This window comes from Nonomuraea monospora (assembly GCF_039531895.1).
In the GTDB taxonomy this organism is placed as follows: domain Bacteria; phylum Actinomycetota; class Actinomycetes; order Streptosporangiales; family Streptosporangiaceae; genus Nonomuraea; species Nonomuraea monospora.
In genome coordinates this window covers 16,784-33,275 of the sequence record NZ_BAAAQX010000071.1, presented here as the reverse complement: position 1 = coordinate 33,275, position 16,492 = coordinate 16,784, and the positions used below count along the sequence as shown (strand labels likewise).

The 16,492-nt window shown below is 67.2% G+C and carries 10 protein-coding genes; 6 read left to right on the top strand and 4 right to left on the bottom strand.

Annotated elements, in window-relative coordinates; translation table 11 throughout:
- The first annotated feature begins 453 nt into the window (after positions 1–453).
- Positions 454–1,251 carry a GntR family transcriptional regulator gene (locus tag ABD331_RS59190; RefSeq protein WP_344496147.1) on the top strand — a complete coding sequence of 266 codons (798 nt, stop codon included), beginning with the start codon at positions 454–456 and terminating at the stop codon, positions 1,249–1,251.
- An 89-nt stretch (positions 1,252–1,340) separates the two neighbouring features.
- Positions 1,341–1,526: a hypothetical protein gene (locus ABD331_RS59185; RefSeq protein WP_344496145.1), complete on the top strand. Its 186-nt coding sequence runs from the start codon at positions 1,341–1,343 to the stop codon at positions 1,524–1,526.
- A gap of 177 nt (positions 1,527–1,703) precedes the next feature.
- Here the strand turns inward: ABD331_RS59185 and ABD331_RS59180 are convergent, their stop codons facing one another.
- Positions 1,704–2,141, bottom strand: coding sequence for an Imm1 family immunity protein (locus ABD331_RS59180; protein ID WP_344496143.1), 438 nt, complete (start codon positions 2,139–2,141; stop codon positions 1,704–1,706).
- Positions 2,141–9,841 carry a polymorphic toxin-type HINT domain-containing protein gene (locus ABD331_RS59175; protein WP_344496141.1) on the bottom strand — a complete coding sequence of 2,567 codons (7,701 nt, stop codon included), beginning with the start codon at positions 9,839–9,841 and terminating at the stop codon, positions 2,141–2,143. Before ABD331_RS59175 ends, ABD331_RS59180 begins: the two co-directional genes overlap by 1 nt.
- 564 nt (positions 9,842–10,405) lie before the next feature.
- On the opposite strand from ABD331_RS59175, the gene ABD331_RS59170 reads away from it, so the two are divergent.
- The 3 genes from ABD331_RS59170 to ABD331_RS59160 all read left to right on the top strand — a co-directional run bounded on the left by ABD331_RS59170 (position 10,406) and on the right by ABD331_RS59160 (position 12,452).
- Positions 10,406–10,702, top strand: a complete 297-nt coding sequence (locus ABD331_RS59170; protein ID WP_344496139.1) for a hypothetical protein — start codon at positions 10,406–10,408, stop codon at positions 10,700–10,702.
- Between the two features lie 133 nt (positions 10,703–10,835).
- On the top strand, positions 10,836–11,348 hold the full coding sequence (locus ABD331_RS59165; RefSeq protein ID WP_344496137.1) for a hypothetical protein: 513 nt from the start codon (positions 10,836–10,838) through the stop codon (positions 11,346–11,348).
- 75 nt (positions 11,349–11,423) lie between these two features.
- Positions 11,424–12,452 carry a hypothetical protein gene (locus ABD331_RS59160; RefSeq protein WP_344496135.1) on the top strand — a complete coding sequence of 343 codons (1,029 nt, stop codon included), beginning with the start codon at positions 11,424–11,426 and terminating at the stop codon, positions 12,450–12,452.
- Positions 12,453–12,682: 230 nt separating this feature from the next.
- Here ABD331_RS59160 and ABD331_RS59155 read toward each other — a convergent pair whose 3' ends face one another.
- On the bottom strand, positions 12,683–12,979 hold the full coding sequence (locus tag ABD331_RS59155) for a hypothetical protein (RefSeq protein ID WP_344496133.1): 297 nt from the start codon (positions 12,977–12,979) through the stop codon (positions 12,683–12,685).
- Between the two features lie 722 nt (positions 12,980–13,701).
- Between ABD331_RS59155 and ABD331_RS59150 the strand changes: the two genes are divergently transcribed.
- Positions 13,702–14,481, top strand: coding sequence for a neutral zinc metallopeptidase (locus tag ABD331_RS59150; RefSeq protein ID WP_344496131.1), 780 nt, complete (start codon positions 13,702–13,704; stop codon positions 14,479–14,481).
- Between the two features lie 779 nt (positions 14,482–15,260).
- On the opposite strand, the gene ABD331_RS59145 is transcribed toward ABD331_RS59150, so the two are convergent.
- On the bottom strand, positions 15,261–16,460 hold the full coding sequence (locus ABD331_RS59145) for a helix-turn-helix domain-containing protein (protein ID WP_344496129.1): 1,200 nt from the start codon (positions 16,458–16,460) through the stop codon (positions 15,261–15,263).
- Between the last annotated feature and the right edge of the window lie 32 nt (positions 16,461–16,492).

Here is a 16,492-nt window from a genome sequence, read left to right as displayed (position 1 = left end):
CCCGCACCTGAGGATCAGGGACCTCCGGATCCGGCTTGCTTGCTCCCACGAAGGGATGTCTCCTTCCCCACCCTCAGCACAGAGTTTCATGCCTGTTTGCTACCTCTGTCCATTTTGACAGGGAGGGTCCCGAACTGTCGGCCCCGCGCCTGCGGAAATGGCCCGACGTCTGCCTGCACGCCCGCGCGAATCGTCGGCCCCGCACGCGCCCTCCACGCCGACGTGCTCGCAAACACTATCTGTGCCCACGCCGACATCCTGGGACTCGCCGACCCGAGCCGATCGCCTCGTCGAGGAGGCGTGCAATCAGGGCGGCCCCGACAACATCACCGTGATCATCATCGACTCCCACGCTGGTCACGCGTATGACGAGCCTCTGCCCCGTACCTCAAGACGCAATCGCAAGACTAGACTTGCAAGCTTACGAGACGTCCATACGCGGGAGAGACCATCGTGCCCACCCAGTACGGACAGATCGCCGCCGACCTACGGCGGCGCGTCAAGCAAGGCGAATGGCCCCCCGGCACGGCGCTGCCTACCCAGACCGAACTCTGCGAAGAGTACGGCGTGGCCCGCGCCACCATGACCGCCGCCCTCAACCAGCTCCAAGGCGAACGCCTCGTCACCGGAGTACGCGGCCAAGGCACCTTCGTCCTCGACTGGCGGCCCATCCGAGTCTCCCTTCCCCGCTACCCAGCTATCCTCGAACCCGAAGGACACGCCGGCGCCTGGGAGACCGCATGCCAGCAGGCCGGCGCGGCCGGCTCCATGGTGACCGTCGAGGTCGCCCACGAGCGCGCCGACGTCGACGTCGCCGAAGCGCTCGGCCTCACCGAGGGCACCGACACCGTGATCCGCCATTCCCGGCACGCCACCCTGAACGACAGCACGTGCCAGGTCCACACCGCCTACTACCCCGCCCACCTCATCGAGGGAACCCCACTCGCAGGCCAGGAGAAGGTCGTCGGCAGCCTCTACGGCGCCATGCGCGCCGCCGGTATCGACCCTGCGAGCGCGGACGAGCACCTGTCCGCCCGGCCAGCCACCGCCGACGAGGCCGCCGAGTTCACGCTCATGACCGGCTTCCCCGTCCTCACCCTGGATCGGCTCACCCGAGACCAGGAGGGCCGCCGAGTGGAATGGCTGCGCATGGTCATCGACCCGACTCGCGTGATGGTCACGTACGACGGGCTGCCGCCTACTTGGCCCGCTCGGAAGTCACCGCTGCATGATTTCGCTCGTTACAAGTGACCGCTACAGGACGGACCCACCAGAGAGTGCGGTTCAGATCGTTTCAGAGTCCACCCGTGCACCGATGATCCCGGGCCACGCTCGGGACGGTGACCTCCGCGATGTTCCCCCTCAGCGCGCGTGACCACGGACGGGAGGCCTCGGCGGCCGAGCTCGACACGCTGGAGATCGTCACCGGGTTGCGGGCTTCGACTGTTGATGACGCCGCAATCGACGGGTTCTACATCACCGTGGACCACCTGTGCTCCGACTATCCGTACCTGCCAGCTGGCTGACACGCTTGATCTGCTGCGTCCCAGCCAACACCTCAGACACCATCCCCATACCAACCCACCAGGCCTTGCTCTCCATGGCCTCTACCCCCTGAGGGACATGGCCCATCACCACGACGTCAGTGCCGCGAAGATCAGACTGTTGGCATGTATTAGCGACCACCAGTTATGGCGGCTGCGCTACACAAAGTCAGGCGTCTTCCACTCAACAGACTTTGGACGCTGACCCCCAGAAAGGATAAACTCTTTGAGCGCCATGCGTACAAGGTCAATTGCGACTTCGGAGTGGGGAGGAAATTCAGTCGCATGACCCATGATGCAATAGATCGGCTCAACCTGAGTCTCTGGTGCTCCCGCTGTTACAAGGTTGCCGTCGTCGCCATCCATAAATGCAAGGATGCCGACGGAGAGATACGAATCAACGCCAACTAGGAGCTCGTGGTCAGGCGTCCCGGAGGACAATTTTTTCCGGGCCAGCGAATGAACCTGCGCCAAGTTGTGGTCGATAGGTGCGGATGCCAGCGCGTCGATCAGCGCATCAGCGTCTTGCGATGTACTTAGTAGTATCGGTTCCTTGTTGTGTTCGGGCAGGTATCGCGCTGCGGCGCGAGGTTTCATCAGCGACTACCTCCATAAGTCTTACCCTCAGGCGGACTTCCTGGCCATCGTACCGTAAGCTCGTTATCGCCGAGCAGGTCATCCAGAATCCTGTCGCAGCCTAGTTCGACTGCACATGGGCCATTGGGATTATTGATATCCAGTTCCGCCTTCGTGATGCCGTCCCGATCCATAATGGCGGCCATCTTCGCCTCGACATGGGTGGAGGTCCAGGCCTTCGCGTTTCCCTTCAGATGATTCGTCTTGCGGAGCTTATCGTTAACCCAGTCGCTAAGGTCTGGATCTTGTCGTCCGCTTTTTATGTTATACGTTGTGCCGTCAGCAGCCTTACCCCGGCCGCTAGTTGGCCCCTTAGGGGCAAAGGGGGGGAGATCGTTACAATCCGGGTCAACATTATGGACTAGAACTGATGCACCACCAGCCACGACATGGTAGGTGTGCAAGTCGTCGACTGTCAGGTTGTAAACCCGCTCGACGGCTGCCCATGCCTCCACTGCGGCCACCTGGACGTACGTACCAGCCGCAGTCTGTAGCCACATGCCGGGTTGCAGGCGGCCAGCATCGACCCACTGCTGCATCGCGGGCACCCAGAAGGGGTGGTTGTCCGTGGCGGTGATGGTCTTAGTGGCGGCGCCGTCCCCTACGTCGGTATCCACGGTGATCTTGACGAGGCGCTTCAACCCCTGCCCCTCGATCAAGGCGGTGACCGGTTCGGCGCTGGTGCGTCCAGTGACAGGATCAGCAGCGATGACCTCATCACCAATCTTGATGTCTTCGATGGCCTTGGTAGTGCCGTCGGCCAACAAAACCTTGGTCCCCGCTGCAAAGCTGTTGGGCTTGCCTGGATCGCAGGAATGAGCGGTTGGCTTATCAACTGCGCCGACGCCGTCTATGCACTCACCAGTCTTATATGGATTCGGCTGGCAATGAATAATAAAATCCGGCGACGGAGGCCTTCTGTCCGCCGGCGGTTCCGATGCGCCGCCATTCGAAGATGGTGAGGTGATCAACCCAATCGGCGCACCAATCACCGGAGCGACCGTTTCGGCCACAACCCCGACAAGGGACGCGATGGCCCCAGCGCCAAGAGTGATGACTACGATGATTTCTTCGATGTCCTCTAGGGCTTCGTTAGGGTCAACCATGCACTTCTTGCCGCAATTAGGGCGATGAAGCTCTGGCCCCCAACACATGACAGCGCACGGGTCTTCCACCGGCTCTCTCTTCGCGGGCGGACTGTAGGTGGTTGGCGGATTATATGTACTGGTTGGCTTATTGTCTGGCTTTTTTGTATCTTTATCTTTGTTTGTCGTGTCGTCTTTTTTGCCATGACATCTATTGCTGAATTCAGCGCACGGGTCAGGCGGCGGCCTGTTGCACTCTGGCCGCGGATCGTGCGTTTTGCATGGGCCTGAGGCTTGGTCGTGAGAGGGGTCAGCGGTGGGTTTCGCGTCGGTCAAGACGTCACATGCCACGGCGCCTGCCACGCCGAATATCGGAATGCCCACCAGTCTGTAGCAGCCTCGGTTGGGGGCGTGCCCTGACGGGTCAGTGGTGAGGAGCGGGCTTCCTGCACCATACGTATAGCGGTTCGCGTGGATGGAGGGATCAGGAGTCAAAGTCCATGTGTCGCGAGAAGTAAATGTTCCGGTACCGGGCTGGTACCAACGGGCGTGCATGTTGACCTTGCCGGTGTCCGGGTCGGTGTACTCGCCCTGGTAGCCCAGCGCGGGCTTGGTGCCGGTTTGGGCGGTGACTTCACCGAAGGGGTTGTAGGTGGTGGTACTGGACAGGGCGGTGCCGGTGAAGGTGCCGACCAGGTCCTGGTGCAGGTCGGTGAGCGCGCCCGTGGCGGGAGCGGTGCCTTCCTTGACGCTGATCAGGCCGCCGAAGGGATCGCGACCGTAGCTGGATTGCACGGCGCCGGCCTGGTCGGTGATGGCGATGATGTCGTTGTCGAGACCCGCGTAGGCGAACCGCTGGGTTCCGCCGGTCTTCTGGCGGGTGAGCATGCGGTCGAAGGCGTCGTAGGTGTAGGTGGCGTCGCCGTCGTTGATGAGCCGGTCGAAGGCGTCGAAGGTGAGGTTGCGGGTGTTGCCGTTCTTGGTCTGGGTGGCGAGGGTGCCGCGGGGGGTGTAGGTGTAGGTGCTGCCGTCCCCTTCGAGCAGGCGGTTGCGTTCGTCGTAGGTGAAGGTCTTCTCGCCCGCCTTGGTGCGGTTGCCGGACGCGTCCCACCCGTAGGCGGTGGTGGTGCCGTCGGGGCCAGTCCAGGAGGTGAGGCGGCCGGCGTGGTCGTAGCCATAGGTGTTGCTGCCCGCTCCGGCGAGGCCTTCGGTGACCTTGCTGGTGAGGTTGTCGTCCTTGTCCCACCCGTAGGTGATTTTCGAGAGTTGGCCGCCGCTGCTGTTCTTCAGCGTGTGCGTCTCGACACGGTCGAGGGCGTCGTAGGTGAAGGCCTGCGTGTTGGCCGGGTTGGCGGAGGTGATCGTGGTGAGCCGGTCGGCCTTGTCGTAGTCGTAGGTGTTGGTGCGTCCGCTGACCGGGTCGGCGACGGTCTTGAGCCGGTTGTCGGCGTCCCAGGTGTAGGTGGTGGTGCCAACGGCGTCGACGCGCTGGGTGGGGTTGCCGAGCGCGTCGTAGGCGTAGGCGGTGCTCGTTCCGGCCGGGGTGGTGAGTTTGGTCAGCAGGCTGCGGTCGTTGTATTCGAGCGTGTTGCCGCTGACCGTGGTGGGGCGGTCGGCCAGGTCGTAGCTGTAGGTCTTGTCGTCGGCGACGATCCCGGCCCCAGATCCGCTGACCTTGGTGAGGCGGTTGAGGTTGTCGTACTGCTTGTCGTGGCGGACGCCGCCGGGCTGGATGAGCGCGGTCTCGTTGCCGACCACGTCGTAGACGTGCGTCCAGGTACGGTCGGCCAGGTTCGGGTGGGCGGTGGTGGCTGGCTCGGTCAGGGTGTCGATCAGGCCGAGGCTGTTGTAGCCGGTCCAGGTGGCGTTGCCACGACCGTCGGTGACCCGGGTGCGGGCACCGGTGGCGTCATAGCCGAAGCTGGTGGTGATCTGCTCGCCGGCGGAGACCGGTTCGACGAGTTCGGTCAGCAGGTCGGTGGCGTCGTAGCTGCGGCGGGTGACGTGGCCCTCGCCGGAGGTGTAGCGGGTGGCGTTGCCCGCGGCGTCGTAGCCCAGGCCGATCGTGCGGACCGTCGCCCCGTTCTTGTCCAGGCTTTTCACGCTGGTCAGGCGGCCCGCCAGGTCGTACTCGCCGACCATGGCCTTCTCCAGCGGGTCCGTGGCCTTGGCGGGGCGGCCGAGCGCGTCGTAGCTGTACTTGGTGATCTCCCGAGCCGGGTCGGTGACCGATTCGACCTCGCCGGCCGCGTTCACGACGAAGTCGGTCGTCTTGCTACCCGGCAGCACTTCCTTGGTGAGGTAACCGGCGTCGTTGTAGGTCAGCGTGGTGACGTACGCGGCGCTGGCGGGCTTGCGTTCGATCACCGTCTGGGTGATCTGGCGACCCAGATCGTCGTAGGTGGCCTGGACACGCGCGCCGGTCGGGTCGATCACGGTCAGCTGCTCGCCGACCCAGTTGTACTCCGAGATCCACTGCCCGGCGGGCTGGCCCGCGGCGGCGGGCGGGTCGGTCACCCGTACCGGGTTGCCGAGCGCATCGTACTCGGTCGTGGTGACCTGCCCGCGCGGGTCAGTGACCGTGGTCAGGCGGCCCGCAGCGTCGTAGCCGTAGCCGATCGTGGGGGTGACCTGGGTGCCGCCGGGCGGCGTGTACGGCATGGCGGTCAGCGAGGTGCGGCGGCCCATCCGGTCGAAGCCGGTGGTGGCAAGGCGGCCTTCCGGATCGATGACGTGGGTCTGCCAGCCCGCGTTGTTGTAGCCGATCCGGGTGGTGGGGCGGCCCTGCTGCGCGGTGCCGGCCTTCTCGATACTGACCGTCGGGGCCCTTATCTCGATCAGGCGGCCGAGCGCGTCGTAGCTGTTGGTGGTGGTGTACTCGGCAGCTGAGGCACCTGCGGCGTTGCCCCGCGGGTCGGTGACCGCGGTGGTCAGGCCACGATCGTCCACCGTCCAGGTGGTGGTGAGGTCCTCGTCACCGTTCTCGACCGTCTGCCGGGTCAGCACCCCGGCCGCGTTGTAGCCGTAGCTGACGCTCTCCGCACGGGTGCCGCCCGCCGCCCCGGTGTACGTCTCCTTGATCGTCTGATCGTTGGCGTCGTACTCGAAGACCGTCTTGCGCTGCAGCTTGGCCGGATCGAGGGTGGCCGAGCTGAGCCGACCAGCAGCGTCATAGACGTACTCGGAAGTGGTGACGCCTACGCCAGAGATGGGGTCGGCCCCGATCACTTGCTTGGTCAGGTTCCCCGCCGCGTCGTAGGTGTTAACCTCCAGCGCGACATCCTTCGTGGTCGTGGCACCGTTCAGCTTGACGTCGTCACCGATCACCTGCGACAGCAATCCGTCACCGAAGTAGGTGTAGGAGGTCTTGCGCAGCATCGCATCGACCTGGGCGGCCAACCGACCGCCGTCGTCGTAGGAGTAGGACTCCAGCGTGATCTCGGTGGCCGGCTGCGGGTTGACCGGGCTGCCGGTCCAGTTCTTGAGCGTGCGCTTCTCGAGCTCGCCGCGTTTGGTGTAGGTGTAGCCGAACACCGAGCCGAGCTGGTCGGTGACGGTATCTTGCAGGCCGACCTTGTTCCAGGTAGTGCGGACGACGCCGCCTTCAGGGTCGGTGGCGGTCTCCTCGCGGCCGTACGCGTTGTAGGTGTAGGTGGTCGTCCGGGCCTGGTCCCCACCGGTCAGGTCCTTGACGGTCGCGGTCAGCGTGTTGCCGTCCGGGTCGTAGGTGTAGCTGGTTTCGGCGGTGTGGCTAACGCTGGTGATCTCGTTTTTGACGCTCGGTGCGGTCTGGGTGGCCAGCCGGCCCGCGCCATCGTAGGTGAAGATCGTCTTCACCCCGTTGGGATGGGCGTCGGAGATCTGAGTCTGTCCGGTGACCCGCCCCAGCACGTCGTGTTCGAGTTTGGTGATCAGTCCGCTTGGGTCAGTCTGCTCGGCCAGGTCCCCGGCTGCGGTGTAGCGCAGCTCGGTGACGTTGCCCTTGGCGTCAGTATTGGTCTCGATCAAGCCTGCGGGCGTGGTGCCGCCGCCGACGGCGGGCTCGGTGCCGTCGGTGTAGGTGACCGTAGCTGAGCGGGCGGTGGGGAAGTCGAGAGTGGCCGGGGTCGTCAGCTTGGTCTGCTCGCCGTAGGAGTTGTACTCGTAACCGGTGGCGTAGGTGTTGTCAGTGGCGCTGGTCGAACGGGCGTCCCTAACCTTGGTGACCCGATCGTTCCGCGCGTCGAACTGATCACCCGTGTTGACGTAGTACTCGGCACGGACGGTCTGACAGCTACTGGAGGTTCGGCAGGTCGTGGTGGCCAGCACGTTGCCACGGTCGTCGTTGTCGTAGCGCACGAAGTTGAAGTTGGCGTCGTCGACCTGGGCGAGGAAGCCGCCGGTGTCGTAGGTGTAGCTGGTCTTCTTGCCGAGCTGGTCGGTCTTCGACACGGTGCGGTAGCCACGCCAGGCGTCGTGGACGGTGGTGATGGACTCGTTGTTCGGGTCCTTCACCGTGACGGTGGACATGCCCGTCGCAGTGTCGTAGGCCGGTTCGCCGATCTGCCAGGTGCCACCGTTGTTGTCGGTGTGGCTCTTGATCCGGTCAGTGGCAGGGTCGTAGGTGTTGGCCGCCCAAACTCGGCCGGACGGCAGGGTGGTCTTGGTGAGCTTGTGCGGCGCTGCGGCACGCGCCGCGTAGTGCCGAGCGACCTCGGCCGGTGACAGCGGACGGTCGTAGACGGCGACCTCGTCCACCGTGCCGTCCAGACCACCGAGCTTCAGATTGTCGGTGTAGAAGGGAGTCGTCTCGGAGATCTCGCCGGCGAAGCTCCCGGCGACGACCCCGTCCACATACAGGGTCTGCCGGTCCCCTTCGGCGGTCAGGACGGCGTGGTGCCACGCGCCGTTCTTGACCGCAACGCTGGTGGTGATGCGAGAGGCGGCATCGTAGCCCGCTGACAATTTGCCGTCCGCCGTCACTTGCAGCATCGGAAAGGTGATGTAGGAGTACTCGCCCTCGACGGTCATGAGGGTCCCGCTGCTGGTGGTCTTGAACCACGTTTCGATGGCGGCCCAGGCGCCGGCGCGGGGGATGATGCCGTTGGGCAGCCAAATCGCCCCCGTGTCGGAGGCGGAGATACCGACGGCGGTGTCCGGCGTCCCCGCCAGCGCGCCGGGGCGCCCCAGCGTGTAGCCGCCAGCGAAGCTATAGCCCGCATCACCGAGCCAGCCCAGATCCTTGGCGCTGTCGCCGTCGGTCTCGCCGAACCGCCAATAGCCCATCGGCTCGGAGTCCAGCACGGTGCTGCGATACAGCGAACCAGACTCGTGGTCGTAGCTGGTGCACTCCTGCTGCGGGTTGCACACCTTCGTCAGCACATCGCCGTCGTAGCTGTAGGTCCACGTCAGCGCCTTGCCATCAACCGGGTCCGTGGACACCGAGGTGACATGGGAGCCGGTCCAGGCGAAGGTGAGTGAGCGGCCCCCGGTCGCGGTCGCCTTGGCCAGCTTGCCGTCGCTGCCGTACTCCAGATCCTGGCTGCGCCCTCGCTGGTCGGTCACCTTCAACAGCCGCCCAGCGCTGTCGAACACATACGACGTGGAGGATTTGTCCATCAGCCGCCAGCCGCCGTCACTGTTCTTGGCGAGGGTGGCGTACATGCCCGGGGGAGGCTGCCAGCCGCCGTCATCCTTCTTGGCGAACCGCACCTGCCGCCCGTCCGGATAGGTCACCAGCGCCGCGGCGCGGCCACGCAGGCTCTCCTCAACCACGCGCATGTCCCACCGCGTGGACCAGCCCGCACCGAAGACGCCCTCACGCCGGGGATCCATGCTGTTGTAGGAGCGCACCACAGACAGCGGCGGCCCAGCCACCGGCACCTGCACGTCCGTAAAGGTCGTGGTGTAGTTGCCAGACGACTGGTGGAACTCCTGCCCGTTCACCCCCGGCGTGGACAACTGGGAGGTGATCGTCGGCTGGCGCACCCCGACGACCAAGGTCCTCGTCGAGGAGTAGCCGCTCTGGCCGCCAATGGTCGAGGCGTCGGACACGCGCACCCGCCACCAGTACTGGCGGCCCCACGACAGCACGCCCTCCGGCACGGTTCTGCTGCCCGACAACAAGCAGCACGACTCGTACGTATGACAGCCGGACATGGACGGGTTGTCGCACACCTCGAAGTAGAAGGCGACCGCACCGCCCTCCCATGTGGTGGCGGTCGCGCTCAACGTCGGCGTGGTCGTCATCACCTGCAGGCCGTTGTCCGGCGTCATCGAGGTCACCGTCGGGGCGGGCGGCAACGGACACGGCCCAATCAGTGACCACCCAGTCGGATCTTCGTGGGGTGGGAAGAAATTCAGACTGGAAGGGATGTTCTGGGTGGCCCGCCAGATGCGGCGATCCGAGCCAACATAGGTGCCGACAGCGACGTAAACACCACGCTGCCACGGCTGGTACGAGCCACACGGCGGCTCTGCCGCCAGTTGGGCCAGCAGAGCCGCGGCCTCGCTCACCGGCTTGCCGGCCGCCAGCGCCTGGCGCTTGACGCCGACCCGATCCTCCAGCGGCAGCGCCTTCTTCGGCGGCTTGGCCACCTTCTCCGGCGTACCCGGATCGGCGCCGCTCCGCGTAGCCTCGCTCGAAGTCAACGAGGGCAGACTCTTCGCAGATCCGTAAGCCTGCTTCGGCGTCTCCGGCGATCCCTGTGCCGTAACCCCGGCCTCAGCGGCAGTTACGGCGACATCGGCGCTCGCCGGTAAGGGCTGCAGAAGGAGCAGGCCGGGTAGCAGCCCCAAAAGGATGGCTGCCACCGCAGCCGATGCCCGGCCAGAGCGAGCCCATGCCAAATTCCGGCGCATACGCCGTCACGCTCCGAACCACAACGAGGCACCCGCAGGGGCGCCAGCCGTCGCTCCACCCACCCGGCAGGAATCCCGGCTCGTGCGGCTCGGAGCACTTGATCAAACGGACAGAGCGTAACTTTTGTAAGATCACCCGACAAGAGCGACTTCAGTGATCAAAAGGGTGCGGAACGCGACGCACCCGAAAGAACGCGATTCAGACACTCACTGCGCGCTCGACAAGATTCCCCGACTCGTGACTGACGTCGCCGCCCCCGGCGTGGATCGCGATGAGCCTGTGGACGCCGTCACGTCGGGGTGGGCCAGCTCGCCTGCGCTGGGTTCTCGCCACCAGCCTGCCCGGCGGGGCCCCGCGATGGTCATCTTCGGCGCAAGATCCGCAAGGGGTCATTCGGCGACCGGCACATCGGCAAGCGCGCCCAGCGGCCCAAGCTGGTCGCGGTCATCGTCGCCCTGGTGGTGCCCACACTCGCCCTCCTGACGGTGCTCGGCGCACCTAGAGTGATGGGCGTCTGCTCGACCATCATGCTGGCCACGCTCGCCGCGGTGGGGCCGATCAACCTCCGCTGGAAGATCTCCTCCACATCACCGTAGCGGCGGGAGCGTGGTGATGCTCGCCTGGGTGCTGCCCCATGACCGCCGCGGTGCTCGCCACCGGCGCGATGGTGGTCACACTGATCGGTTGGGCTCGCGTGAAAAATCCGCGACCACACGGCCGCCCAGGCGCTTGCGGGCATCGCTGCGGGGGGCCGCCGCCACGCCGGTCACCGTCAACGTGTACGAGGGCGTCGTCCCCTCCACCACGGGCGATCCGACCGGCTTCGGCAGGCTGGGCGACCACGTCGGCGGGCAGGGCCTGGCCTGGAACCAGCCGCTCGGCTCCTCGGTGAACGTCTTCGGCTACCCGGCGGGCCCGCACCCCGACGGCATACGCCCCTACACCGGGCAGAACCTCAAGACGTCGATGGGCAGCGTCACCACCACCGCCCACGCCCCCAGCCTGAACGGCGAGCGACTGCTGCCCGTACGCTCCGCGTTCACCGGGCACGGCGCGCAAGGATCCTCCTGGCTGCTGGGCTACGACGCGGCCAGCGCCAGAGGCTACCTGAACGGCCTGACGGTCAGCGTCGCCGACACCGACGCCAACGGGCGTTACGACACGGGCCTGTCCGCCTACTTCGACGATGACCTGCTGGCCGTCTACTCCGCCGCCGACGCCCTCTGGACCGGCGCGGTCTGACCCCGGTTGCGTGGCCCCTTCGACGCCGGTTCCCGCGTGAGCACGCCTTCGTCGACGGCGGGGCCTGGCACTGCTGTGGCTCTGGACGAGTTCGCGGCCGACGGCGCGGTGAAGGGCGTGCCTGGCGGCGGGGCCGGACGTCGTCAGGATGCCGGTGAGGACGGAAAGACTGAGTCCGGCGCGGCAGCGGCCGGGCCGGACGGTGGCATCACCGTGTTCCCCCCCGGTGATGCCACCAAGACACGGACAGTAGTCAAGGCACGCTGGCGATACGGTGGAGCCGTGCCCCGCTCGCTGTCCGACCCTCCGCCCGACACCTGCTCCGGCAGTGACGATCACGTCGTCACCGTCTGTTGGGAAGCCCAGTGCGACGCCGAGCAGTGTGACAAGCCCGATTGCGACCCCGAGGCCGGATACTGGCAGGCCATGTGCACGAGCGGCGACCTGTTCATCGAGGGGCCGGCACACCGGCATGACATGTTGTGGGCGTTGGCCAGCCAGCACGAACGTGATCCCCGGATCGGCCTGGATGTGGAGTGGCTGCCCGAGTGTGCCGGGATCGGATTCGGCGACATGCGGGCGGTGACCGCGGCAACGCCGCCGGCGGCTGGCGCCAAGGCCGCCGCGACGCTGCCTGAGCGGGACGCCCGCCGTGAGGCGGTGCGCGCCATCGACGACGTGCAGGCGGCGTTGGAGGTGACGATGCAGAAGAACCACATCGTCGCAGCCCCGCCGATCGGGCCCGAGCGCTGCTGGGCGACGGCGACGCTCCGCATGGTCACCGAGGCCCTGCACGCCGGAGACACTGTCCTGGCCGCGGCATTCCTGGATCAGGCCCAGCCTGCGTGCCCTGACGGGTCGGCGCCGGAGGTGGGCGCCTGCATCAGGCTGGCACTGCAACTGCTGGACGCCTGGCTGCCGGGCCGGGCCCCGGGCGTTCCCGCCGACCTCGGGCAGCACGTCCGCCTTCCGGCCGGCGCGTGGATGGGGGGACGGCAGCCACCGACATCATCGCTCTGGCCGGCAAGGGACGGGCGGTGCGTGCGGCCGCGCAGCTCATCACCCGGCATGGCGGTGCGAAGGTTCTCTATGGCAGCGCTCTGATCGTGTCGGCCTCCTCATCCGTCGCTCCTGCGGATCTGGCCCTTGAGCAGATCAGGTAACGGACGTGACCTTCAGCCGGACGTCCAGCGCCTTGGCCCGCCGTTCGGGCGCCGATGTGCCGCGTCCCGCGCGAAAGGGTGCACGGCTCGCCCCTTGGGGCGAGCGCGCGTAGCACCGACCCCGAGGCTGGCACGCGCACGTCCGCCGGTGACCGAAGGACCTGCCGCCGGTCAGATCGGGTGGCAGTTGAAGCCGCCGAGGTTGTTGTGCAACTCGTACGTGAGCACCAGGCCGCAGAGGTACTTCCCGGCCGCCGGGCCGGTCCGGATGGTCACCTCCGCGTTGACGCCCCCGCTGTGAACCGGGGAGTTGCAGTTCTCGCCGCTCACGTGGAGGCTGCCGTCATTGCTCGGTATGACGCGGCCGGTCTCGCAGGAGAAGGGGAACGAGGCTTGCGCCGGTGCTGTCAGCGTGGTGGTTGCCAGCAGCGTCGCGCCGGCGATGGTGGCGATGCGTTTGACGGTCATATCTGGAAGCTACGGGCGGCCGGGAGCCGATCACAGATGCCAGGTGTCACCATCGGGTGTGCGTTTCGCACACCCGGCGGAGCGCGCCGGTCAGCCGGTGCGCCTGCGTTCCAGCAGGCGGTCGCCGGGCTGATTGTGCGGCACCACTGCGGTAATCCCCTGGTGCGGCACCGCGAGTACATGCACCCCGACGACCTCGCCTGCAGGACCCGGGCGGTACCTGTGCAGGGGCGCAGGCCCGCCGCAACGCCGGGCGCGGTCTTCCTGCGGCCCCGATAACCGGCGGGCCTGCGGTGGATGCCATCCAGCACCCTGCGGCTGCCGTCCGCCTGCTGCGACACCACGAGCACACCGAGGGCGGCCTGCTGGAGTGTGGTGCCCGGGCGCGAACACGCCCTCGGCTCCCGTGACACGACGAGTGATGGCAGCCTGTGCGGACAGCGGAGGCCTCCCTCACGAAGAGCGATCTTGGTCAGAAGCCCTCTACCGGAGCTCTGCTCCTTCGTTCACGCCTCGTTCACTCTGTGAGACGCCCTTGCGCCGCAGCTCCAGGCCCTAACTACCCGGCCTTGAGGGTTCCCCCTGATGGTGGTTGTGCATCTCGGTGGGCGGGCCTTGCGGCGGGTGCGGCCGTCAGGATGCTGGTCTGGCCCGTCCAGGTATCGCAAGCCCGAGGATGGGGATATGGCGCTCCAACCCGGCAAGCCCTATTCTCACCCATCGTGAAGCCCCTCAAGATCGCGGTACTCGCCTGCGTGCTCCTCACCCCCTTGACCGTCACGGCTACCGCGCACGCCTCGGCGTATCCCGTGAAGAACCCCGTGCTCGTCAAGAACGCGTTGTACCAGGCCGGGCCGCTGCCCACCACGACCTGTAACGACCTGCCGGACGAGCCCATGACGCCCGCCGAGGCCCGCGCCTACATCAACGAGGCCCTGCGCTGCCTGGAGAACACGTGGGGACAGCACCTGAAGAAGGCCGGTCTGCCCTATGAGCCCGTCGAGGTGCGGTACGTGACCCGCCTGCCCAAGAACTACTGCGCGTCCGAGGACGGCGAGACGATCCAGCCGTCCTCGGTGTGGTACTGCGACTGGGACCGCACGCTCTCCTTCAAGATCGGCGAGTACTGGCTCCTCGGACCCATGACCGGCCTCGATCTCTTCAACACGATCGCCGTCATGTACGGGTACCACGTGCAGAAGCAGGCCGGTCTCTACGACGCCGGTGAGGATCTCAGAGCCGGCAGCAAGGCCGAGCACCTTGAACAGAAGCGGCGCATGTACCAGCAGGTCGAATGCCTGGGCGCGGCCTTCACCAAGAGCGTCTGGCCGCTGCCTGGCAAGACCGCGCGGGACTGGGAGAGGGTCGCGTCGTCCTTCTACCGCGACTCCGCCGAGTACGGCAAGGCCGTCAACCGCAAGCGGTGGGTCAAGGCCGGTTTCCGCACCGCCGACCCGGCCTCCTGCAACACCTGGGCGGCCCCCTCCTCCAAGGTTTCCTGACGGGATCGACCCCACAGCCGCTGAGCTGCGTCTCCCGGATGGAGAGGAGCCGTCGTTGCCGCTACCCCAGAGGTGTGCCGTCCCGAGCGTGGGCGGGACCACTCGGGGACGAGACGTGACCGGCACGATCATGCCTGACTTCCTGGCCGCTCAGCGTAGGTATACGCTGCGCTGGCTCGTTGTCCTGCGGGAACCAGCGCGCCACCCGCCGTACCGGAGTTCGACCGGCAGCATCACCGCGCCGCCGGTGCCAGCCAAGCCGTTCTTCTGTGCCAACCCCATGTCAGGTGGCCGCCGGGCGGGTGCTGCCCGACCTGATCGACGGCGCGGGATGGGACGCGACCGGTGTCCGTCATTGCTGGCAGGTCGCGGGCTTCAGCTGCCCGTCGTGGTCATCGAGGAACACCTGGGTAGTGGCGGCCCCTCGGATCCGCGTGTCGCCCGGTTGAGACGCCACGGACACCCGCACAGGACCGGGCTGTCGCAGCCGGGGACGGGGAACGTGATGCCCTCGGCGGCGATCCGGTACGAGCCGGTCAGGGCCGCAGGTGGCGGGGGTCGCCGACCGGGCGCAGCATGATCGGTGGTCTGTGAAGCCGCTCAACGATCGCGGAGGCGAAACGTACCCCCCGCTCAGATGCCAGCGCCGAATTCATGTCCGATCGCGGTGCGCAACCGTGTCGCGCCGGAGGCGCGGGGGAAGCGGTCGGTGACCTGGACGGCGATCTGCCGGATGCTGGAGCGATCGCTGACCTCGCCCGGGGCGTGCTGGTAGGCCGTCAGTAGCTGGGCGATGGTGTGCTCGGGTCTTTCCTGTTGCCAACAGACCCTGGCCAGGTCGGTGTGAAGGCGTGCGCGGCGTTCCGGGGTGGTGAATTGGGCGGCGTTGAGGGTGCGGCCGGCGCGCCATGCAGTGGCGGGGTCGCCCAGGCTCCAGTGCACGCCCACCTCGTACAGCCGCACCTGGGCCGGCGTGATGACCGGCGGCTGGCCAGGCAGGGCCGCGGGCAGCGGGCGGGGCAGGCGTCGCACCGCGGCGGGCGGGGCAGGCGTCGCACCGCGGCGGCGGCGTCCCCGATCAGTTCCAGCGCGCGGGCCCGGTCGCCGTGCTGCGCGGCGGTGTAGGCGGCCGAGCACAGCACCTGCCCGTAAACCGCCAGCTCCGGCGCGCGGGTCAGACCGGTCGCTTCCAGCTGGCCGGCCGCTTCCAGGACCACCTGGTCGGCCAGCGCGTGCCTGCCCTCATGGCGCAGCACCACGCCCAGGCAGCGCGATGCCAGGGCGATGCTGGTGGGCGAGCCGGACAGGCGGGCGAGCATGATGGCGCGGTCGGCGGCGAGCCGGCTGCTGGCTTGCCGTCCCGCCTTGGACAGCGCCTCGGTGGCCAGGCCGTAGCAGGCGGCAGCCCCGATGAAGGCCTCGGGCGTGGGCCGTCGCTCGACGCTGTCGTGCGCGACGGCCAGCAGCTCCGGCAGGTCGGCCACCAGCCGCGCCACCTCGCCTCGGTCGAACAGCCGGGTGGCGCGGGCCAGCCGGGTGGTGAGCTGAGCGGCCGTGAGCGGGCGTGCCGGGACGGACGGGATCACGGCCAGCGCGTCCTCGATACGGGCCAGCAGGGCGGCGGGCACCGCCGTGGCGGCGGCCGTGAACAGCGTCCTGCGGCGCATCGGGTCGTCCTCCCGCTCGGCGGTGGTCGGTGATGTAACCGTAGCGTGAGCAGGCGATCCCAGTCCGGTAAGTGCGGCGAGCACGTGTGGCGGGATGGCCACGGCGGTGGCCACCCGGCGGATCAGGTCCAGATCGGCGCCGTGGCGTCCGGTCTCCAGGCGGGAGATGGTGGAGGCCGAGCAGTAGGCGGCCCGCCCCACATCGGCTTGGCGCAGGCCGAGCAGGGTGCGCGCGTAGCGCAGGGCGCTGCCCACGTCCCTGGTGCTGAGGAAGGCTCGGGCTCGCGTCGTGGTCCACGGATCGCTACGCATCGCGCTCCCGGCCGGTCGGACAGCAGGTCCCA